The sequence below is a fragment of the Scandinavium sp. genome, from assembly GCF_032012665.1.
Taxonomy (GTDB): Bacteria; Pseudomonadota; Gammaproteobacteria; order Enterobacterales; family Enterobacteriaceae; genus Scandinavium.
In genome coordinates this window covers 50430-71488 of the sequence record NZ_DALZVG010000009.1, presented here as the reverse complement: position 1 = coordinate 71488, position 21059 = coordinate 50430, and the positions used below count along the sequence as shown (strand labels likewise).

The 21059-nt window shown below is 56.0% G+C and carries 18 protein-coding genes; 6 read left to right on the top strand and 12 right to left on the bottom strand.

Features of this window, described 5'->3' with window-relative positions; translation table 11 throughout:
• Positions 1-142: 142 nt before the first annotated feature.
• Positions 143-487: a YejG family protein gene (locus RTU33_RS10080; RefSeq protein WP_312627062.1), complete on the top strand. Its 345-nt coding sequence runs from the start codon at positions 143-145 to the stop codon at positions 485-487.
• Between the two features lie 3 nt (positions 488-490).
• On the opposite strand, the gene yejF is transcribed toward RTU33_RS10080, so the two are convergent.
• From yejF to RTU33_RS10035, 9 genes are all read right to left on the bottom strand, one after another.
• Positions 491-2080 (bottom strand): microcin C ABC transporter ATP-binding protein YejF, encoded by a 1590-nt coding sequence (gene yejF / locus RTU33_RS10075; protein ID WP_312627061.1) that lies wholly within the window; start codon positions 2078-2080, stop codon positions 491-493.
• A gap of 1 nt (position 2081) precedes the next feature.
• Complete coding sequence (locus tag RTU33_RS10070) at positions 2082-3107, bottom strand: microcin C ABC transporter permease (protein ID WP_312627059.1); 1026 nt, start codon at positions 3105-3107, stop codon at positions 2082-2084.
• The gene (locus RTU33_RS10065; RefSeq protein WP_312627058.1) at positions 3107-4201 is read right to left on the bottom strand and encodes a microcin C ABC transporter permease YejB; all 1095 of its coding nucleotides are present in this window, start codon (positions 4199-4201) and stop codon (positions 3107-3109) included. The genes RTU33_RS10070 and RTU33_RS10065 overlap by 1 nt, the downstream gene beginning before the upstream one ends.
• A 9-nt stretch (positions 4202-4210) precedes the next feature.
• Complete coding sequence (locus RTU33_RS10060; RefSeq protein ID WP_312627137.1) at positions 4211-6019, bottom strand: extracellular solute-binding protein; 1809 nt, start codon at positions 6017-6019, stop codon at positions 4211-4213.
• Between the two features lie 69 nt (positions 6020-6088).
• Positions 6089-7651 carry a cyclic di-GMP phosphodiesterase gene (locus tag RTU33_RS10055; protein WP_312627056.1) on the bottom strand — a complete coding sequence of 521 codons (1563 nt, stop codon included), beginning with the start codon at positions 7649-7651 and terminating at the stop codon, positions 6089-6091.
• Between the two features lie 190 nt (positions 7652-7841).
• Positions 7842-8411 carry a bifunctional murein DD-endopeptidase/murein LD-carboxypeptidase gene (mepS, locus tag RTU33_RS10050; protein WP_312627054.1) on the bottom strand — a complete coding sequence of 190 codons (570 nt, stop codon included), beginning with the start codon at positions 8409-8411 and terminating at the stop codon, positions 7842-7844.
• Between the two features lie 428 nt (positions 8412-8839).
• Positions 8840-9544: a phosphatase PAP2 family protein gene (locus RTU33_RS10045; RefSeq protein ID WP_312627052.1), complete on the bottom strand. Its 705-nt coding sequence runs from the start codon at positions 9542-9544 to the stop codon at positions 8840-8842.
• A 42-nt stretch (positions 9545-9586) separates the two neighbouring features.
• Positions 9587-10564 carry a GTP-binding protein gene (locus tag RTU33_RS10040; protein ID WP_312627050.1) on the bottom strand — a complete coding sequence of 326 codons (978 nt, stop codon included), beginning with the start codon at positions 10562-10564 and terminating at the stop codon, positions 9587-9589.
• Between the two features lie 124 nt (positions 10565-10688).
• Positions 10689-12155, bottom strand: coding sequence for a fructuronate reductase (locus RTU33_RS10035; RefSeq protein WP_312627048.1), 1467 nt, complete (start codon positions 12153-12155; stop codon positions 10689-10691).
• 206 nt (positions 12156-12361) lie between these two features.
• Between RTU33_RS10035 and uxuA the strand changes: the two genes are divergently transcribed.
• A complete protein-coding gene (uxuA, locus tag RTU33_RS10030) occupies positions 12362-13552 on the top strand; it encodes a mannonate dehydratase (RefSeq protein WP_312627046.1) in 1191 nt (396 codons plus the stop codon).
• A gap of 134 nt (positions 13553-13686) precedes the next feature.
• On the opposite strand, the gene yeiP is transcribed toward uxuA, so the two are convergent.
• On the bottom strand, positions 13687-14259 hold the full coding sequence (gene yeiP, locus RTU33_RS10025) for an elongation factor P-like protein YeiP (RefSeq protein ID WP_312627044.1): 573 nt from the start codon (positions 14257-14259) through the stop codon (positions 13687-13689).
• 133 nt (positions 14260-14392) lie between these two features.
• On the opposite strand from yeiP, the gene RTU33_RS10020 reads away from it, so the two are divergent.
• Entirely contained in the window at positions 14393-14647 is a 255-nt protein-coding gene (locus tag RTU33_RS10020; protein ID WP_312627136.1) for a YkgJ family cysteine cluster protein, read from the top strand.
• Here RTU33_RS10020 and setB read toward each other — a convergent pair.
• Entirely contained in the window at positions 14644-15825 is a 1182-nt protein-coding gene (setB, locus tag RTU33_RS10015; protein ID WP_312627042.1) for a sugar efflux transporter SetB, read from the bottom strand. The genes RTU33_RS10020 and setB overlap by 4 nt on opposite strands.
• Positions 15826-16192: 367 nt before the next feature.
• Here setB and fruB point away from each other — a divergent pair, with 367 nt between their 5' ends.
• From fruB to fruA, 3 genes are read left to right on the top strand one after another with little or no spacing between them, the layout of a single operon-like run.
• On the top strand, positions 16193-17323 hold the full coding sequence (gene fruB, locus RTU33_RS10010; RefSeq protein ID WP_312627040.1) for a fused PTS fructose transporter subunit IIA/HPr protein: 1131 nt from the start codon (positions 16193-16195) through the stop codon (positions 17321-17323).
• Complete coding sequence (gene fruK, locus RTU33_RS10005; protein ID WP_312627038.1) at positions 17323-18261, top strand: 1-phosphofructokinase; 939 nt, start codon at positions 17323-17325, stop codon at positions 18259-18261. The genes fruB and fruK overlap by 1 nt, the downstream gene beginning before the upstream one ends.
• A gap of 16 nt (positions 18262-18277) precedes the next feature.
• Positions 18278-19963 (top strand): PTS fructose transporter subunit IIBC, encoded by a 1686-nt coding sequence (gene fruA, locus RTU33_RS10000; RefSeq protein ID WP_312627036.1) that lies wholly within the window; start codon positions 18278-18280, stop codon positions 19961-19963.
• A gap of 168 nt (positions 19964-20131) precedes the next feature.
• Here fruA and nfo read toward each other — a convergent pair whose 3' ends face one another.
• On the bottom strand, positions 20132-20989 hold the full coding sequence (nfo, locus tag RTU33_RS09995) for a deoxyribonuclease IV (RefSeq protein ID WP_312627034.1): 858 nt from the start codon (positions 20987-20989) through the stop codon (positions 20132-20134).
• Positions 20990-21059 lie beyond the last annotated feature (70 nt).

Here is a 21059-nt window from a genome sequence, read left to right as displayed (position 1 = left end):
TATAGCGCCTTTCTGCTTCCTGAGCAGGCAAGTAACACTAAAAACGGCTTTGCCCACTGCTGGATGCAGGACGATTTGTCAACAATGTGTTAATATAGATGTGAAATATTTGTGAAGCATTTTGCTTCCGGGGAATAAAGACGTGAATACACCGCAACTCTCAATCGTACATCGCCTGCCGCAGAGCTATCGCTGGTCTGCGGGTTTTGCAGGTTCAAGAGTTGAACCGATTCCGCAAAACGGCAGCGCCGACGATAATTGTCTGGTGGCGCTAAAATTACTGAGTCCGGACGGCGATACCGCCTGGCCTGTGATGCAGAAACTGAGCCAGGCGCTGACGGATATCGAAGTGCCAAGTTCCGTGCTGGAGTGCGAAGGCGAGCCGTGCCTGTTTGTTAACTGTCAGGATGAATTTGCCGCGACCTGCCGGCTGAAAAATTTCGGCGTGGCCATTGCGGAGCCGTTTTCTGGCAACAATCCTTTCTGAACGTCAGCTTAGGGTAATCAGCTGACGGGTATACTCCTGCGCGGGTGCAGCGAACACGCGCTCACACTCTCCCTGTTCAATCACTTCCCCTTGCCTTAGCACAATCACCTGATGACAGAGCGCACGCACCACGTGAAGATCGTGGCTGATGAAGATATAGGCCAGTCGGTGTTTTTGCTGAAGCGACTTCAGCAACGCCAGTATCTGCGCCTGCACGGTTCTGTCCAGCGATGAGGTTGGCTCATCAAGCACGATAAGCTGCGGTTTTAAAATCAGTGCACGTGCGATGGCGATACGCTGGCGCTGACCGCCGGAAAACTCTGCCGGGTAACGCCAGCGCGTCTCAGGGTCGAGACCCACTTCCTTCATGACCTTGATGACTTCCGCTTCCCGGGCCTGCGCACTCAGGGTTTTTTGATGAACGCGTAAACCTTCCTCAACGATCTGCAATACGTTCAAACGCGGATTGAGCGAGGAGTTAGGATCCTGAAAAACGACCTGAATGCGGTGGCGCAGCGGCAGCATTTGCTGGCGGGTGCGGCCCTGAACGGGCTGTCCGTCAAAGATAATGTCGCCCTTTGAGGCAATCAGGCGCAGCAGCGCCAGCCCGGTGGTACTTTTGCCGGAGCCCGATTCACCGACCAGGCCGAGCGTTTCACCGGTATTCAGCGTAAAGCTGACGTTTTTTACCACCGGATTTTCGTCAACCACGCGGCGAAGAATCCCTTTGCGGACAGGAAAAGCGACCTGCAAGTTGTTGACCTGCAACAACGGCACGCTGTCGGGCGGCAGCGGGATGGGCTCACCTGCGGGTTCGCTGTTGAGCAATTTGATGGTGTAAGGATGGCGTGGAGCGGCGAGCAGCGCACTGGCCTGGCCTTGCTCCACGCAGCGCCCGTTTTGCATAACGGCGATGCTGTCTGCCAGCTTGCGCACGATGCTCAGGTTATGGGTGATAAACAGCAGGCCCATATTCAGCTCCTGGCGCAGCTCCCGCAGCAGTTGCAGGATCTGCGCTTGGACGGAGACGTCGAGCGCGGTGGTGGGTTCGTCGGCGATTAGCAGCTCCGGCCGCGTCAGCAGCGCCATGGCAATCATCACTCGCTGACGTTCACCGCCGGAAAGCTGGTGCGGATAGTTATCGAGCCGCCGACGCGCGTTGCGGATCCCTACACGATCCAGACAGCCTAAAATCTCTCCGCGTGCGGCCTCTTTGCGCATTCCCCGGTGAAGAGACAGCACTTCATAGAGCTGTTTTTCCAGCGTATGCAGCGGGTTAAGTGAGACCATTGGCTCCTGAAAAATCATGGCGATGCGGTTACCGCGAATGCCGCGCAGGACACGTTCGTCAGCATGTAGCAGTGACTGGTCGTGGAAACGAACGTCACCGGTCGGATAGCTGACCGGCGGCGTCGGCAGCAGGCGTAGTATGGAGAGCGCCGAAACGCTTTTGCCTGAGCCGGATTCCCCCACCAGCGCCAGCGTTTCCCCGGCGTCGATTTTCAGTGACAGCTCGTTGACCACGGTTCGGGCTTCGCCTCGCGCCGTGAAGGTAATGGAAAGGTTATCGATCTCTAACAACGGAACCGCCATATTACACCGCCTTAGCCGGGTCGAAGGCGTCGCGCACGGCTTCACCAATAAAGATCAGCAGCGACAGCAGCACCGCCACGGATAAAAATGCCGTGATCCCAAGCCACGGCGCCTGCAAATTGTTTTTCCCCTGCAGCAGTAGCTCGCCGAGCGAAGGCGAACCGAGCGGCAGGCCAAAGCCAAGGAAATCGAGTGAGGTGAGGGTGGTTATCGAGCTGCAAAGAATAAACGGCAGAAACGTCAGCGTCGCCACCATCGCATTCGGCAGCATGTGGCGAAAGATGATGCCGCGATCGCTCACGCCCAGCGCCTGCGCGGCGCGAATATAGTCGAAGTTGCGGGTACGCAGAAACTCGGCGCGAACCACGCCTACCAGCGTCATCCAGCCGAACAGCACGGTGATCGCCAGCAACCACCAGAAGTTAGGCTGCACGACGCTTGAGAGCAATATAATGAGAAACAGCGTCGGCATGCCCGACCACACTTCGATAAAGCGCTGGCCCCAGAGATCAATTTTGCCGCCGTAGTAGCCCTGTAGCGCGCCCGCCAGCACGCCCATGACGCTGGAGCAGAGCGTCAGCATCAGGCCGAATAGCAGGGAAATGCGCGTGCCATAGAGAATGCGCGCCAGCACGTCGCCGCCGTTGGCGTCGGTACCCAGCCAGTTTTGTGCCGAAGGCGGGGAAGGGAAGGGCTTGTCGGTGGCGAAGTTGATCGACGTTGCGCCAAAGCGAATGGGTGTCCAGAGCACGCGGCCATGCTCCTTCAGCTGGTTTTGCAGCCACGGATCCTGGTAGTCTGCGGCGGTGGCAAACTGGCCGCCGAACTCTTTCTCGCTATAAGTTTTCAGCACCGGGAAATAGAACTCGCCGTGATACTCCACGACCAAAGGCCGATCGTTGGCGATAAGTTCGGATCCCAGGCTGCAAATAAAAATAATCAGGAACAGCACCAGTGACCAGAAGCCCCGGCGGTTGTGGCGAAAACGTGCCCAGCGGGCCTGATTGACGGAGCTTAAGCGTGGCATCAGCGGCCCTCAAAATCGATGCGCGGATCGACCAGCGTATAGCTGATATCGCTGATGATGTTCAGCAGCAGGCCAATCAGAGTGAAGATGTACAGCGTGCCGAACATCACCGGGTAGTCGCGGGATACCGTGGCTTCGTAGCCGAGCAGACCGAGGCCGTTGAGAGAGAACATGACTTCGATCAGCAGCGATCCGGTGAAAAACATGCTGATAAAGGTGGCCGGGAAACCGGCGATCACCAGCAGCATGGCGTTGCGAAAGATATGTCGCCAGAGAATGTGCTTTTCGCTGACCCCTTTGGCGCGCGCGGTGACGACGTACTGCTTACGAATTTCGTCGAGGAACGAGTTTTTGGTCAGCATCGTCAGGGCAGCAAAGCCGCCAATTACCGTTGCCAGCACTGGCAGAGTGATGTGCCACAGGTAATCGGTGATTTTCTGATACCAGGGCAGCGTGTCGAAATTGGCGGAGACCAGCCCCCGCAGCGGGAACAGATCGTAGTAGCTCCCGCCCGCGAACAGCACGATCAGGACGATGGCGAACAGAAAAGCGGGAATGGCGTAACCGATGATGATGAACGCGCTGCTCCAGATGTCAAAGCGGCTGCCGTTGCTGACCGCCTTGCGGATACCTAACGGAATCGACACCAGATAGATAATGAGCGTGCTCCAGAGCCCGAGCGTTATCGACACCGGCAGGCTCTCTTTGATCAGCTTCAATACGGAGGCGCTGCGAAACAGGCTGTCGCCAAAATCGAAGCGCACGTAGTTCCAGAGCATGCTGAAGTAGCGTTCGTGCATCGGCTTGTCGAATCCGTAGCGGTGGGTGATTTCGGCGATCACTTCCGGATCGAGCCCGCGGCCGCCGCGATACTGACTTTCACTGAGGTTGCTGACGCCGGTGCGGGCATGCGTCGCGCCCATGCCGTCGGCGCCGCTGCCAGGCAGGCTGCTCTTATCGCCGAACTCAATGGCGGCAATCGCCTGGTCAACCGGGCCGCCGGGGGCAATCTGGACGATAAAAAAGTTGATAGTGATAATGGCCCAAAGCGTGGGAATAACCAGCAGCAGCCGGCGAATGAGGTAAGCGCCCATATTTACTCCTTAGCGCCGGGCTTCCGGCAGTTTCGCCGCTTTGTTCACGTCGTACCACCAGTTGTCAAAGCCCAGTGAATAGACTGGACGTACCGTCGGGTGAGAAAACTTATCCCAGTAAGCCATGCGATCCGAGGCCATATACCACATGGGCAACTGGTAGTAATTCCAGGTTAATACGCGGTCCAGCGCTCGTCCAAGCGGCAGCAGTTTTTGCTTGTTGCCTTCAGCTTTGATCATTTGGCTAATCAGGTTATCAATCACCGGGCTGCTGACGCCAGGGCCGTTATAGGATGAGTTGATGTAGGCCGATGCCCAGGATATTTGCAGATCGCTGCCGCTCGGCCACGGCATCGCCCGCCACAGGCGCGGCATCATGTCGTAGTCGCGGGTGCGCATGCGGTTGGTAACCTGCGACATATCCACCTGGCGAATATCCATCGTCACGCCCAGGCGTTTTAAATTGTGCTGAAACGGCATTACCCACTGATTGTTTCCGGCTGAGGGCAAGAGTAGCTCGAACTGCAGCGGTTTACCGGTTTGGGCATTGACGCGCTGCTGGCCTTTCAGCACCCAGCCCGCGTCAGTCAGCAGCTTGTCCGCCTTCAGTAAATTCTCACGGTCGAAGCCGTTGCCGTTGGATTTTGGCGGTTCATAAATGGCGGTGAAAACTTCTGGCGGCAGCTCTTTTTTCATTGGGGCAAGCAGCACCAGTTCATCAGCATTGGGATAGCCGCGTGCGGCGTATTCCGTATTCTGGAAATAGCTGTTCGTACGGCTGTAAGCGCCATAAAACAGCGCTTTGTTCATCCACTCAAAATCAAACGCCAGACCGATGGCTTCGCGAACTTTGCGATCGGCAAACACCGGGCGCTGAATGTTGAACGTCAGCCAGCGTGTGTCCTGTGCGGAGTCGTTTTTCTCTTCTTCTTTGACGATGTAGTGGTTGCTGAAGTTTTTGCCGATATAACGCGTCGCCCAGTTTTTCGGGCTGCCTTCGGTACGGAAATCAAACGCACCTGCCTTAAAGGCTTCGAATGCCACGTTATCGTCGAGGTAGTAGTCGTAGCGGAGAGTATCGAAGTTCCAGCGCCCGCGGTTGACCGGCAGATTCGCCGCCCAGTAGTCCTTCACGCGGGAATAAACCACGTACTGGCCCATGCGCCAGGAGGTGATTTTATAGGGCCCGTTCGCCAGCGGTGGGGCAGAAAGCGGGTCGCTAAGCTTATGGCTGCGCCAGAATTTTTCGGGCATTACCGGCAGGGTGAACAGGCTCAGCATGTCTTCCTTGCCCGGTTTAGCCAGCTCAAAACGGACGGTAAGCGGAGCGATAGCTTTAACCGTGGTGCCTTTATAGATCAGGCGAAACTGCGGCACGCCTTCGGTCATAAATTTGTTGAAGGTAAAAGCGACATCTTCCGACGTGACTTTACTGCCATCATGAAAGCGCGCGCGTGGGTTGATGGTAACTTCAGCCCAGGAAAAGTCATCTGCGTAGCGCGCCATGTCGGCAATCAGAGGATAGTAGCTGCCGGGCTCGTCATCTGATGTGGTGAAGAGTGAGTCGTACAGCGACTCTGTGCGCACAGCAGCGTTGCCGCGCAATGCGTAGCGGTTGAAGTTATCGAAAGTGCCGAGAGCTGACAGCGTGACGCTCCCGCCTTTTGGCGCGGCGGGATTAACGTAATCGTAGTGGCTGAAGTTAATGGCGTACTTCGGTTCACCGATGACGGCAAACGCGTAGCTTTCCTTGATAGTCTGAGCCTGCGCGTTCAGGGTCAACAGCGCGAGCATCAGTAACACTGTGCGCACAACAATCACCGGGGGTTATTCCTTCTGCGGCCATTTTCGGGCAATTCACTCATCCTGTTGAATAATAAGTGACGTTCAGGTGGTTGTGAAATAATTCTCGGGCTTGCCATGGGCCTCGACCAGTTTTTCCAGCGTTAGCGGGCGGCTTATCCAGTAGCCCTGCAGGAAGTTCACGCCATGCTGGCGCAACCAATTGGCCTGTTCCTGTGTCTCTACGCCCTCTGCTACCGTGACGAGGCTCATTTTCCGGGCGAGCGTCAGCACGGCGTCCAGCACCGGGGAGGTGACCGTTTCTGTACCGATGGCGTTAACGAAACCGCGATCGATTTTCAGATAATCGAAGGAATAGCGCTGAAGATAAATCAGCGCGCTGTGTCCGGTACCGAAATCATCAATGGCAATTTCGTAACCTTCATGATGCAGCCATTCAAACAGCGTGACGGCCTGGCGCTGGTTGAGCATGTCGCGTTCGGTGATTTCCAGCACCAGCTGGAAGTAGTTCGCCGGCAGCATACTGCTGAGATCCCGCAGATCCTGTTTGAAACTCTCGGCCATCAGATGGGCAGGAGCGATATTGATTCCGAGTTTTGCCCCCGGCGGGAGCAGATTTTGCAGCGCCGGTGCGTCTTTGGCGATGAGCTCGAACAGATGACGGGTCAGCGGCACAATCAGCTGCTGGGCCTCGGCAAAGTTGATAAATGCATCAGGTGGGATCTCTCCGGCTGTCGGATGCTTCCAGCGCATCAGCACTTCCACGCCGCGGATCTGCATGCTCTCAGCTCCCACCACGGGTTGGTATACCACGTAGAACTGATTGCGCTTAATCGCAGAGGTAATTTCTTTGCCCGGGCGCAGGCGAACCGTCAGCACGTAGTAGCAGAGCAGGCCAGACAGCAGGCCGCACATCACGCCCATCAGCAGAGAAAACTGCGTATTCTCGCTGGCCCAGGTGTTGCCGTAGACGTTCACCGTTAGCGGCAAACCGTTGATTTTCGCCGTGCGAATTGGCGTATCTTTTAACAGGCTGGCCGGCTGTGGCTTAGGGCTATAGGTAGAAATGGCGGTACCGTTCGCGATCAGGGCAATGCCGCTGAACTGATTCTGCCGGGAAGAATAAAGGATCCATGGCATCAGGCTTGCATTGATCGAGGTGAATACGCCCCGATTTTCAAGCAGTGGGCTGCGTACCCAGAGGGCAAAAGCGGGGCGCTGTGGCATCATTGGTGTCCCCGGCAGGATCGTCAGATCCAGCGCTTTGCTGACGTCTACCTGCGGCACTAGCTGTTTCATTGGCACGTTCATCTCGCCCGTGGCGGAAGAGCATTTTGCGTGACCATTTTCGACCAGCAGAAAGGCGCGAACGTTAAGGCTGAAAGCCGCGCGGGAGGTGAGCTCGGAGGAGACATCAGAGCAGCGGCTCATGGTGAGAGGCTGGAGTTTATCTACGGTATTGAGCAGCTCGCCAAAATAGTTGTCCAGATACTTTTGCAGATCGTGAATGATGATATCGAACTGCTGCGCGCGCTTATGGTGGAATATCATCATCTGTACGCTGCCCGCTAACAGAGCAACGACCGCACCCAGCAGCAGGCTGGAGAAGAGGATCTTGCGACCGAGCGAGAAGTAGCGCTTGAACATAGCTTCCTGTATCCGTGATATTTAAAAAGGTAATTCAATGCTTTGGGATGCCGGGGCGCATCTTACCAGCATAGTCTATTTCGCCATCCTGGCGGGCACGGACGGGAGAAGAAAAAAAAAGCACTGCTCAGCAGTGCTTTTTTTTATTGTCTTGCTGTCGGCCAAGGGAAAACTAACAGCAAGACAGGCATCAGGAGCGGCTCAGAACGCGGCGTGCTTCGTTGTAGCGCTTGTTCCAGTAAGGCTCATTCATGCTGGAAATGGTCACACCGCTGCTGGTGGAAGCATGCACGAACTGGTTATTGCCGATGTAGATGCCAACGTGGCGGCCCGTGGATCCAGCGCGGAACAGCACTAAATCACCGGTACGCAGCTGTGTGCGCTTAATCGACTTACCCATTTCCTGCTGCTCGTAGGTGGAGCGGGGTAAATCCATGCCGAACTGTTCACGGAAAGTACGCTGAACAAAAGCGGAACAGTCGATACCGCGTTTGGTATCGCCGCCGAGGCGATATCGCACGCCTTTCCAGCTGGCGTATTGATCCATCAGGCGTGATTTCACGTCGAGATTACGCACCATGGATTCAAATTCATCCTGAGAGGCTTGCAGTGACGAAGGATCTTCGTTACTCACACCAAGTGTCTCAGAATGCATATTCTTTGCGGTGTTTGTCGTGCTACATGCAGAAAGCAGGACCGCGACTGCTACAGCGGGTATTGCCCGCAGGATATATCTCAAAATTGGTTGAGATGTGACCATGTTGATTGTTTTCCCTTGAAGTCCTTAACGATAAACATCGTTATAAAATTGCCAACCGTGAGGAGACTAAATACCTGCCATCAATGAGACAATTCCCGAAGGCTAAAATTGTGCAGTGCCGCACAAATTTATTCACTTTCTGAATAATTTATCTCTGGAATGGCAAAACGAGATTGAGATTACCCTATCGATACAGGGCTGGCTAGCGCTTTTCGGGGATTTTTTATAAGAAAATGTGATAGCGAAAGTGAGGATTTTTCTATGGCGAGAAATAGACCTGAAAATGCGCACTAATTAGCCAATTATCTCATTCTTAAGCAAATTCTGATGACGATAAAATGACGAAAAGCGTTATTTTCCCCTCAGAAAGTTCTCAGGGATCGAAAACGATCCCTGATGACCATGATTAATTTAGGTTGAAAGTTTGTTTAATTATTGTTGCGCGCGGTTGGGAGAAAACGATCAAACAGGGCGATTGTTTTATCGCTGAGCTGCGTCAACAGAATCCAGGGCATGCCAATCAAAACGGCGGTCAGCGATCCAACGGCAATATCGGTGAACCAGTGCGCACCAATCATTACGCGCGGGAAAGCAAAAACCACAAAAATAATCAGGGCTATGGTGAACGCTTTATGGCCAAAATATCGCCACATAAAGGTGGCAAATATCAGCAGCATCATCCCGTGATCGCCCGGGAAGCTGTCTTTTGACGCGTCCTTAGTCGAAATATGCAGCAGATCGCTGACCCGATAAACATTCGGGAAAAACAGCGACGGGCTTGCGCGTTTGACCGGCATTAGATGCTGGGCAAGCTGGTTCACAATCACTGCAGAAAGCAGCATGACCAGGCCAATAATAACGATCTGACGACGGCCCGCGTTATCTGCCTTCAGCCAGAAGCTGAGCATCAGGCAGCCCATGGCCAACAGCGAACAGCCATCAAAGGCGCGGTTATTGGTTATCGCGAGGAACCAGACGTAGGCCCGGCTGTCGGCCAGCCCCTGGCTGAAGAAGTGAAAAATGCCTGAATCGACAGGGAACCATAATCCATGGTTAACCGGCAAATACCAGCTCATAAACAGGGCCAGTCCGGCAATATTCAGCAGTAATATAAGAGGAAGTCGAGTTTTCATAGCATATTATTTGGATCAAATGAGCGTCGCAACATACCGACCTCAGGTTAAACGAAGTTTCAACAGAGAGGACTGCAAGGCATTCCAGTCCGTTTCGGCGTGATGAATCAGTTCAATGCGGCTGTCCGGTGGGGCGACGGACTGCGTTTCGATATGCAGATCGCTACCCTGACGATTAATTCGTACCAGCCCTTCTGCAATGCGCATCACCCCTTTCACCCGGGAAACCGGTGCCAGACGGGCCCATTCCAGCAGGCCAATGGTATCAAACTGCGTATCGGCATCGAAAATCCAGCCACAGGCATAATGCCCCTGACCGCTGTTCACGCTGCGGCGCCAGCGCTGATGCTCGGGGAGGCTCAGCGCCGCCAGGCCTCTGTTCGACGGACGGCTGTGCGAATGCGCAGCGCTTTCTGGCAGCACAGCCAGGTTACGGCGCGGTAAGTTTAGTAGCGCACCGTCAATAGCGCCCTGAGTCACTTCCACATGCTGGCGTTCACCGCCAAAGTTCGCCCACCAGTCGGCAAACGCCTGCTGACTTTCCGGTGTTGCCCGATCCTGTTTATTCGCCACAATGATGTCCGCTGCCGCAAGCTGATCGCGGAAGTTTTCGTTGGCGATGACTTTTTCATCAAGCAGTTGACGAGGATCCAGCACGCAGAGCGTGGCGCGCAAATCAATCCATGGCTCATAAACCGGGGCGGTGAGAATGTCGAGGATCTGTTTGGGATGACCCAGACCCGTTGGCTCTATCAGCAACCGATCGGGTTTGCCCTGGCGAAGCAGGGTGTTGAGCCCGACCTGCATCGGCAGGCCGTTCACGCAGCACATGCATCCACCGGGAATCTCTTTCAGCAGCGCGCCGCTGTCGGCGAGCAATGCGCCGTCGATCCCAACCTCACCGAATTCATTGACCAGCACCGCCCACTTTTCATTCGTGGGTTTGTTGGCCAGTAAATGGAGAATGGAGGTTGTCTTACCGCTGCCGAGAAAGCCTGTAATCAGATTCGTTAGCGTCACGTGGTCTCCAGGAAAAACGCGGGTAATAGTATAGCAGCGCGTTCTATCCTGGCGAAAAACGGGGGAAAAGAGAAGTCTGGCCCGCGGACAGAGCGCTACTCTGCCCGCTAAAGCGCAGGAAGTGCTAAAGATTCAGGGTTGAAATAAGCGCATGACGGGCACCGTGCTCGCAAAGTCGCCGCCAGGCCTGCTGCACGTTTTCCACAAAAGCCGCGTTCTTCACTAAATCAGTACCGAAAATTTCGCTAAGAGAGAGCAGGGCAGTGACCCGATCGGCTTCGCTGCTTGTCGACACGATAGTCTGTATTTTTTCCGCCAGCGGATCGCGCACGTCAATCGCGTTGCCGCGCTCGTCAGTGCCGCTGACATAGCGCATCCAACCGGCAACGCCGAGTGCAAGCAGCGACCAGTCGCTTCCACGCTCAAGGTGAACCCGAATCCCTTCCAGCAAGCGCTGCGGGAGCTTCTGGCTACCGTCCATTGCGATTTGCCAGGTGCGGTGTTTTAACGCCGGGTTAGTGAACCGCGTGATGAGGCTATCGGCATAAGCCTGCAAGTCAACGCCCTGGATACGCAGCGTTGGAGCCTGCTCCTGCATCATTAACTGCCGCGCTGCCTGGCGGAAATCCTCATCCTGCATGCAGTCACTGATGTGCTCGTATCCGGCTAAATAGCCCAGATATGCAAGGAATGAGTGGCTGCCGTTCAGCATTCGCAGCTTCATTTGCTCCCACGGCAGTACGTCTTCAACCAACTGGACGCCAGCAAGTTCCCATTCCGGACGGCCCGCGACAAAGTTGTCTTCGACAACCCACTGGATAAAGGGCTCGCAGCTGATGGCGCAAGGGTCGTTGACGCCAACGGCGGTGGCAATCTCGGCCAGAGATTCTTCGGTTGCCGCGGGAACGATACGATCGACCATGGTGCCGGGGAAGCTGACGTTGTCTGCGATCCACTGGGCCAGCTCCGGAGCGCGCTTGTTGGCCATCCCCAGCACCGCGTTTTTAACGACGTGCCCGTTGTCGGGAATGTTGTCGCAGGAAAGCACGGTAAACGGCGGCAGGCCACGCTCACGGCGGCGGTGCAGCGCTTCGACAAGAATGCCCGGCGCAGAATGTGGTTCAGCAGGATTTTCCAGATCGTGAACGATCCGCGGCTGCGTGACGTCAAGACGACCGGTGGCCGGATCGATGCAATACCCTTTTTCGGTAATGGTCAGAGAAACAATCGCCACCTGCGGCTCGCAGAATTTCTCAACGATCGCTGCAAGAGTATCCAGCTTTGCATTCAGGCATTCATGCACGGCACCGATGATGATCGGCTGGTTGCCGTTGGCACCTTTCTCCAGCACGGTATAAAGATGATCCTGCGCGCGCAGCTGGCTCATCAGCACGTCGCCGCTGAACAGGCTGATTTCGCACAGCCCCCAGTCGCCGCCTTTGGCGTTCAGCACCCGGTCAGTCAGCAGAGCCTGGTGGGCACGGTGGAACGCCCCAAAACCAAAGTGGATAATGCGCGAGCGCAGCTGCTGTCGGTTATAACGGGGTTGCTGCACGTTGTCGGGGAGCGTGGTTGTGGCGATCGTCTTCATTATGTAAACACCTGCGTAACCATTAATTAACAATGAGCAGTGTAAAGTTATATGACAACAAATTGAATTGGTGTGCCGTATTTATCCGGGGAATGTGAGCTGGGTCAATCAATGCCAGCACGGAAATTGACCCTCAGGCAGAAGCATGTATGGTAGTCGTCATCTGAAGGATAAATATTGGTATAACAACTTAAGAGGGTGAGACAATGGAACAAACCTGGCGTTGGTATGGACCGAATGATCCGGTTTCTCTTGATGATGTGCGCCAGGCCGGCGCGACCGGCGTGGTGACCGCGCTGCACCATATTCCGAACGGTCAGGTCTGGCCGGTCGATGAAATCAAAGCACGTCAGACGCTGCTCGCTGAAAAAGGGTTGACCTGGTCCGTGGTCGAAAGTATCCCGGTTCACGAAGAGATTAAAACCCAGTCCGGCGAGTACAAAACCTGGATTGCCAACTACCAGCAGAGCATCCGCAACCTGGCGGCCTGCGGCATTGATACCGTCTGCTACAACTTCATGCCGATTCTTGACTGGACGCGTACCGATCTGGAATACCAGCTGCCGGACGGTTCAAAAGCGCTGCGCTTTGACCAGATTGCCTTTGCCGCCTTTGAAATTCACATTCTCAAGCGCCCGGGCGCAGAGGCCGATTACAGCGCCGAAGAGCAGCAGCAGGCCAAAGAATACTTCCACGCAATGAGTGCGGCAGAGATAGAAAAACTGACCCGCAACATCATTGCTGGCCTGCCGGGTGCTGAAGAAGGCTATACCCTGGACCAGTTCCGCCAGCGTCTGGCGGAGTACGATCACATCAGCAAAGAGACGCTACGTGAAAATATGGCCGTTTTCCTGCGTGCTATCGTGCCGGTTGCTGAAGAAGCGGGCGTGCGCCTGGCGGTTCATCCTGACGATCCGCCGCGTCCAATCCTCGGCCTGCCGCGCATTGTTTCCACCATTGAAGACATGCAGTGGCTGAAAGAGACGGTCGACAGCATCTACAATGGTTTTACCATGTGTACTGGCTCTTACGGCGTACGCGCTGATAACGACCTGGTAAAAATGATTGAAACCTTCGGCGACCGTATTCACTTCACCCACCTGCGTGCGACCTGCCGTGAAGCGAATCCAAAAACCTTCCACGAAGGTTCACACTTGTACGGTGACGTGAATATGGTGGCGGTTGTGGATGCGATTCTGGCCGAAGAGTCTCGCCGTAAGAAAGCGGGCGACCTGCGTTCCATTCCGTTCCGCCCGGACCACGGTCATCAGATGCTTGACGATCTGAAGAAGAAAACCAACCCGGGTTACTCGGCGATTGGTCGTCTGAAAGGGATGGCGGAAGTGCGTGGCGTTGAGCTGGCGCTGAAGATGACAAAGTATCCAGACCTGCTGTAACAGAGTGCGCCGGATGGCGGCTGACGCCTTATCCAGCCTACAGCAAATAAGCCGTATACCTGTTAAGCACAGCGTTATCAGTCAATAAAAAAGGGCAACTCAAACGAGTTGCCCTTTTTGCGTTCTGGCTGAAATCAGTCAGCGCGACCCATATAACGTTTTTCTTCGATATGGATGCGAATTTTCTCACCCGCGCTGAGGTATTCCGGCACCTGAACAACCAAGCCGGTGGTCAGCGTCGCAGGTTTGTTGCGGGCGCTCGCTGAAGCTCCTTTAATGCCAGGAGCGGTTTCAATGATTTCCAGATCGACGGTCTGCGGCAGTTCGAGCGCCAGCAGCTGGCCGTCCCACAGCAGAACCTGCATGTCCGGCATGCCGCCTTCCGGAATGAACAGCAGCTCTTCTTCAATCTGATCTTTGGTGAAGATGTAAGGCGTGAAATCTTCTTTATCCATAAAGACGTATTCGTTGCCGTCGATATAGGAGAAGTCCACGAAACGACGGTTGAGGCTGACGGTATCAACGATATCGTCGCCCTTGAAGCGCTCTTCCACCTTCAGGCCGGTACGCACGTCGGAGAAGCGCATTTTGTACAGAGTCGCTGCACCACGGGCACTTGGGGACTGGATATCGATGTCTTTCACAATCAGCAGTTTGCCGTTGTAATTCAGCACCATACCTTTTTTAATTTCGTTCGCTCTTGGCATTGCAGTAATCCTGTTGGGTAAAGTCAAAAATATCGCGTAAAAGTACTCGTGCCGGGCCTTTCAGGCAAGTGGAATTCGCGGGATTTGTGAAAAGGTGATAAGGTGCGTTTCCGCCATAAAGAGAGAGTGAATGATGGACTGCCGACCGGACTGCGGCGCGTGTTGCACGGCACCGTCGATCTCCAGCCCTATCCCGGGAATGCCTGACGGCAAGCCCGCCAACACCCCCTGCATCCAGCTTGATGAACGCCAGCGCTGCAAGATTTTTGGCTCGCCCCTGCGGCCAAAAGTGTGCGCCGGATTGAAGCCTTCCTCAGAAATGTGCGGAACATCTAAAGTGCAGGCGATGAGCTACCTTATTCATCTGGAAGCGCTAACTGCGCCCTAAACGTCCTTAATCCGCCACAGCCCGATGGTGCTGATAACGCACATCACCAGCGCAATCCAGAATACCGCGTGGTAGCTCCAGATTTCCGCCACCACGCCCGCCATTGAACCCGCAATGATCCAGCCCACGCGGGTCGTGTTGCTGTAAAGGGTAGTCGCTGAACCGGCCTGACCGGGCATCAAATCCTGAAAATAGAGCATGCCGATACCGGCGAGGATCCCAATGTAGATGGCGTTCAACAGCTGCATGGCGAGCAGCAGCGCAGGCGAGTGTACGGTCAGCATCCCGATGTAAAAACAGAGCCCGGCAATGACCGCCACACGCATCAGGAAGCGTTTCCCAAAGCGTTTGGCGTAGTAGCCGGCAATCAGCATTGTCGGGATCTCAAGCCCCGCAGCGGTGCCCATCATCACTCCGGCGAGTTTTTCCGGTAAATGCAGCTCCTCAATAATGAACAGCGGCATATTGATAATGTAGAGGCTGTTGGTGCCCCACATCAGCGTGCAGATGCCAAACAGCAACAACGCATCACGGCGGTTGGTGCGCGGTACTTCGATATGCGTGCCTGTCACGGGGAGCTCTTTGCGCATGCTCGGCAAAAACAGCCAGACGATAAGCGCACAAACCACATAGGCCACGGCGGCTGAAAGATACATCGTCGTGAAGCCAAAACCCATCGCCAGCGCGTAGGCCAGCGGCGGCCCAACCACCCACGCCAGTGACACCTGCGCGCGCAGAATGGAACTGAACATCACCGCTTCGCGCCCGGTTTTATCGGCATGTTCGCGGGCAAGGGCAAACATCTGTGGGTTAGACGTTGACCCAAAGCTGCTCAGGAAAACACCGACGAACAGCAAAATGAAGTAGTTACGGTTCCAGGCAAACAGCACGCAGGCCATAATCCCAAGCAGGCAACAGAAGACAATCAGCTGTTTACGGTCGCCCTGTCGGTCTGAACGTCCGGCCAGAAACTGGCTGACCAGAATGCCGATCACCGCGCTGCCGGTAAAGAAGAAGCCGACCATCGCCGGACGAACGTGAACTTCATTCGTCAGAAACAGGCTCAGAGTTGGCGTTTGCAATGCGCCAGCAATGCCCGTCAGAAAGGCGACTAACAGGAAGGCCGATGAGGTCAGATCAAATCCCCGACGCGGGGCTTCTACGGTGGTGTTGGACATGTCGGATTATCAAAAAACAGGAAGACGCAGGAGTTTACGCTGGCTGTCAGAAAATAAACAGTGGATGGGTCAACTTATACACGAAAAACAAAATAGCATTTCATAATGAGAATGGCTTTCGCTGAAGGTGGCTGAACGACGCGCTGAAGCACAAGCCTGGCGTCAGCAAATGTGGCGAGAATGATAACAAAATGTGGAGTGGCTCTAACTTCTGCGATCAAAAAAACGACTTTGCTTGCGGATTAAACAGCGCTGACACAGACTCATTGAAACGTTTCAGCGTCATCTTTTCATCTTACGGGAAGCAGGGTGGCGTATTTTTTCTCATGTTGGCTGAAACGATTCAATTCAGCGAGAGAGGAGAACCATGTTCCAGTTATCAGCTCAGGATATTCATCCCGGCCAACAGGCCGGGAATAAAGAAGAGGCAATTCGCCTGGTTGCGTCAGCGCTGGTCAGCGCCGGTAACGTGGCCGACGGTTATGTTGACGGAATGCTTGCCCGCGAGCAGCAAACCTCGACGTTTCTTGGCAACGGCATCGCCATTCCACACGGCACCACCGACACCCGCGACCAGGTGCTGAAGACCGGCGTTGAGGTTTATCAGTTCCCGCAGGGCGTGGCCTGGGGCGAAGGGCAAACCGCTTACGTCGCCATCGGCATTGCCGCCAGTTCGGATGAGCACCTCGGTCTGCTGCGTCAGCTGACGCACGTGCTGAGCGATGACAGCGTGGCTGAACAGCTGAAAACCGCGACCACTGCGGAAGCGCTGCGAGCGCTGCTGATGGGTGAAAAACAAAGCGATGCGTTGAAGCTCGATAACGACACCCTGACGCTGGACGTTGATGCGGCAAGTCTGGTGACATTGCAGGCGCTGAACGCTGCACGTCTGAAGGAAGCTGGAGCCGCCGACGCGGCATTCGTGGCGCACGTCATTAATGACCAGCCGCTGAACCTGGGGCAGGGCATCTGGCTGAACGACAGTGCTGAAGGCAACCTGAAAAGCGCCGTCGCCGTTAGCCGTGCTGCAACACCGTTCAGCGTTGACGGACAATCTGCAGCGCTGCTGGTGACGGTTGCGATGGCCGACGAACAGCCGACTGCGGTCCTTAACCGCCTCAGTGCGCTGCTGCTCGACAACAAAGCTGAACGTCTGCTGAACGCCGACGCGGCAACGCTGCTGGCATTCCTGACCAGCGATGATGCGCCAGCGGACGATCTGCTGAGCGCGGAGTTTGTGGTGCGTAACGAACATGGGCTGCATGCGCGTCCGGGCACCATGCTGGTGAATACCATCAAACAATTTAACAGTGAGATTACCGTGACAAACCTCGACGGCAGCGGCAAACCTGCGAATGGTCGCAGCCTGATGAAGGTCGTGGCGCTCGGCGTGAAAAAAGGCCATCGCCTGCGCTTTACCGCCCAGGGCGAGGATGCCCAGGTGGCGCTGAATGCCATCGGTGAGGCTATCGCCTCCGGTCTTGGGGAGGGCGCGTAATGAGCAGACGTGTTGCCACAATCACCCTCAATCCGGCCTACGATTTAGTGGGGTATACCCCGGAAGTTGAACGCGGCGAAGTGAACCTGGTGCGCACCACCGGTCTGCATGCAGCGGGTAAGGGTATCAACGTTGCGAAGGTGCTGAAAGATCTCGGCATTGATGTGACCGTCGGCGGCTTCCTGGGCAAAGACAACCAGGATGGCTTCCAGCAGCTGTTCAGCGAACTCGGCATCGCCAACCGTTTCCAGGTGGTGCAGGGCCGTACCCGTATCAACGTTAAGCTGACGGAAAAAGACGGCGAAGTGACCGACTTTAACTTCTCTGGTTTCGACGTCACGCCGGGCGACTGGGAGCGTTTCGTCAACGATTCCCTGACGTGGCTGGGTCAGTTCGACATGGTCTGCGTCAGCGGCAGCCTGCCTGCGGGCGTCAGCCCGGAAGCGTTCACCGACTGGATGACGCGCCTGCGCAGCCAGTGTCCGTGCATCATCTTTGACAGCAGCCGTGAAGCGCTGGTGGCGGGCCTGAAGGCTGCGCCGTGGCTGGTGAAGCCGAACCGTCGCGAACTGGAAATCTGGGCGGGTCGCAAGCTGCCGGAAATGAAAGACGTCATTGAAGCGGCGCACGCATTGCGTGAGCAGGGCATTGCTCATGTGGTGATTTCGCTGGGCGCAGAAGGCGCGCTGTGGGTCAACGCATCCGGCGAATGGATTGCCAAACCGCCGTCCGTTGAGGTGGTGAGCACCGTGGGTGCCGGGGATTCCATGGTAGGTGGTCTGATTTACGGCCTGCTGATGCGTGAATCCAGTGAACACACGTTACGCCTGGCGACCGCGGTCGCGGCGCTGGCCGTCAGCCAGAGTAACGTCGGCATTACCGATCGTACCCAGTTGGCCGCGATGATGGCGCGCGTTGACTTACAACCCTTCAATTAACAGCAGGAGAGGCACAATGAAAACGCTGCTGATTATCGATTCCGGGCTCGGACAGGCGCGCGCCTATATGGCGAAGACCCTGCTGGCCGCGGCGGCCCACAAGGCCCATTTAGAGATTATCGACAACCCGAACGACGCCGAACTGGCAATCGTGCTGGGTTCAACGCTGCCGGCTGATAGCGCGCTGAACGGCAAGCAGGTGTACCTCGGCGATGTAAATCGCGCGGTGGCGCATCCGGAACTGTTCCTGAGCGAAGCTAAATCGCACGCCACGCCGTATGCAACGCCTGCGTCAATTGCGCCCGCAGCGAAAAGCGGTGCCAAACGTATTGTTGCCGTAACGGCCTGCCCGACGGGCGTCGCGCACACCTTTATGGCGGCTGAAGCGATTGAAACCGAAGCCAAAAAACGCGGCTGGTGGGTGAAAGTGGAAACCCGTGGCTCCGTAGGCGCAGGCAATGCGATTACGCCCGAAGAAGTGGCTGAAGCGGATCTGGTGATTGTCGCGGCGGATATCGAAGTGGATCTGGCGAAGTTTGCCGGCAAGCCGATGTATCGCACCTCTACCGGCCTGGCGCTGAAGAAAACGGCGCAGGAGCTGGACAAAGCGCTGGTGGAAGCCGAGCCGTACAAACCTGCGGGTAACGCTCAGGCCGCGGCGAATGAAGGCAATAAGAAAGGCGGTGCCTACAGCCACCTGCTGACGGGCGTGTCCTATATGCTGCCGATGGTGGTTGCAGGCGGCCTGTGTATCGCGCTCTCCTTTGCCTTCGGGATCACCGCATTTAAAGAAGAGGGTACGCTTGCGGCCGCGCTGATGCAGATCGGCGGCGGTTCAGCCTTCGCGCTGATGGTGCCTGTGCTGGCGGGGTACATCGCGTTCTCGATTGCTGACCGTCCGGGCCTGACTCCAGGTCTTATCGGCGGTATGCTGGCCGTCAGCACCGGGTCTGGTTTTATTGGCGGCATCATCGCCGGTTTCCTTGCCGGTTACGTCGCGAAAATGATCAGCACCAAAGTGAAGCTGCCCCCAAGCATGGAGGCGCTGAAACCGATCCTGATTATTCCGCTGCTCTCAAGCCTGATCGTTGGCCTGGCAATGATTTACCTGATTGGTAAACCGGTAGCCGGTATTCTGGCTGGCCTGACCCACTGGCTGCAAACCATGGGCACGGCAAATGCGGTACTGCTTGGCGCAATCCTTGGCGGCATGATGTGTACCGACATGGGGGGCCCGGTGAACAAAGCGGCGTATGCGTTTGGCGTCGGTCTGCTCAGTACGCAAACCTATGCTCCGATGGCCGCGATTATGGCCGCAGGCATGGTGCCACCGCTGGCGCTCGGCCTGGCAACGATTGTTGCGCGCAATAAGTTCGATAAAGCGCAGCGCGAAGGCGGGAAAGCGGCGCTGGTACTCGGCCTGTGCTTCATCACCGAAGGGGCAATTCCGTTCGCGGCCCGTGACCCGATGCGCGTTCTGCCATGCTGCATCGTTGGCGGCGCGGTGACCGGCGCTATCTCAATGGCAATTGGTGCGAAGCTGATGGCACCGCACGGCGGTCTGTTTGTTCTGCTGATCCCTGGCGCAATCACGCCGGTGCTGGGTTACCTGATGGCGATTGTCGCCGGTACGCTGGTGGCGGGACTCTCTTACGCGGTGCTGAAGCGCCCGGAAGCTGAGGTGGTAGCGAAAGCTGCCTGAAAGCGAACTTAATGAAAAAGGGCCGATTTCGGCCCTTTTTCATGCCTGATGGCGCTTTGCTTATCAGATCTACAGGAACGGCTGGTTTTGTAGGCCGGATAAGGCGTCTCGCCGCCATCCGGCAAAAGTGAGTAAGCAAAGGGTCGACACGGTCGGCCCTTTTTGTCTTTATGCCGCGACTTCAGCGGTCTGCTGCGCCTTCAGCCAGGCAATCTCTTCGGCCCAGATATCCGGGTTTACGGTTTCCAGAATCAGCGGAATGCCGTCGAAGCGGCTGTCCTGCATGATCCAGCGGAAGCAGTCGTGGCCGATATTACCTTCGCCGAGGCTGTGGTGGCGGTCGACGCGGCTGCCAAAGGTGCTTTTCGCATCGTTAAGGTGCATACCGCGCAGGTACTGGAACCCGACGATACGTTCAAAATCCTCGAAGGTTTTCTCGCAGGCTTCCGCAGTGCGCAAATCGTAGCCAGCTGCAAAAGCGTGGCAGGTATCGATGCACACGCCGACGCGGGATTTGTCTTCCACGCCATCAATAATGGCGGCGAGGTGTTCAAACTCAAAGCCGAGATTGCTGCCCTGACCGGCGGTATTTTCAATCACCGCCACCACGCCTTCGGTTTGCGACAGCGTAATGTTAATGGATTCCGCGATGCGCGCCAGGCAGTCGTCTACCGCAATCTGCATCAGGTGGCTGCCCGGGTGGAAGTTCAGCAGGGAAAGGCCGAGCTGCTCGCAGCGCTGCACTTCATCGAGGAAGGCTTCGCGGGATTTTTCCAGCGCGTCAGCCACCGGGTGGCCGAGGTTAATCAGGTAGCTGTCGTGCGGCAGGATTTGCGCGGAGGTAAAGTTGTATTTTTCGCAGGCGGCTTTGAAATCGTCAATGACGTCGCTGGTCAGCGGAGCCGCGCGCCACTGGCGCTGGTTTTTAGTGAACAGGGCAAATGCGGTGGCTTCAAGCTCTGCGGCGCGAATGGCAGCATTGGCAACACCGCCGGAGGCGCTGACGTGTGCTCCGATATATTTCATAGAAAACTCCTGTTAAACCCGCCGGTGGGGGAAGTGCATAGCAAGTGCTAATGATAGCGGGTTAACAGGA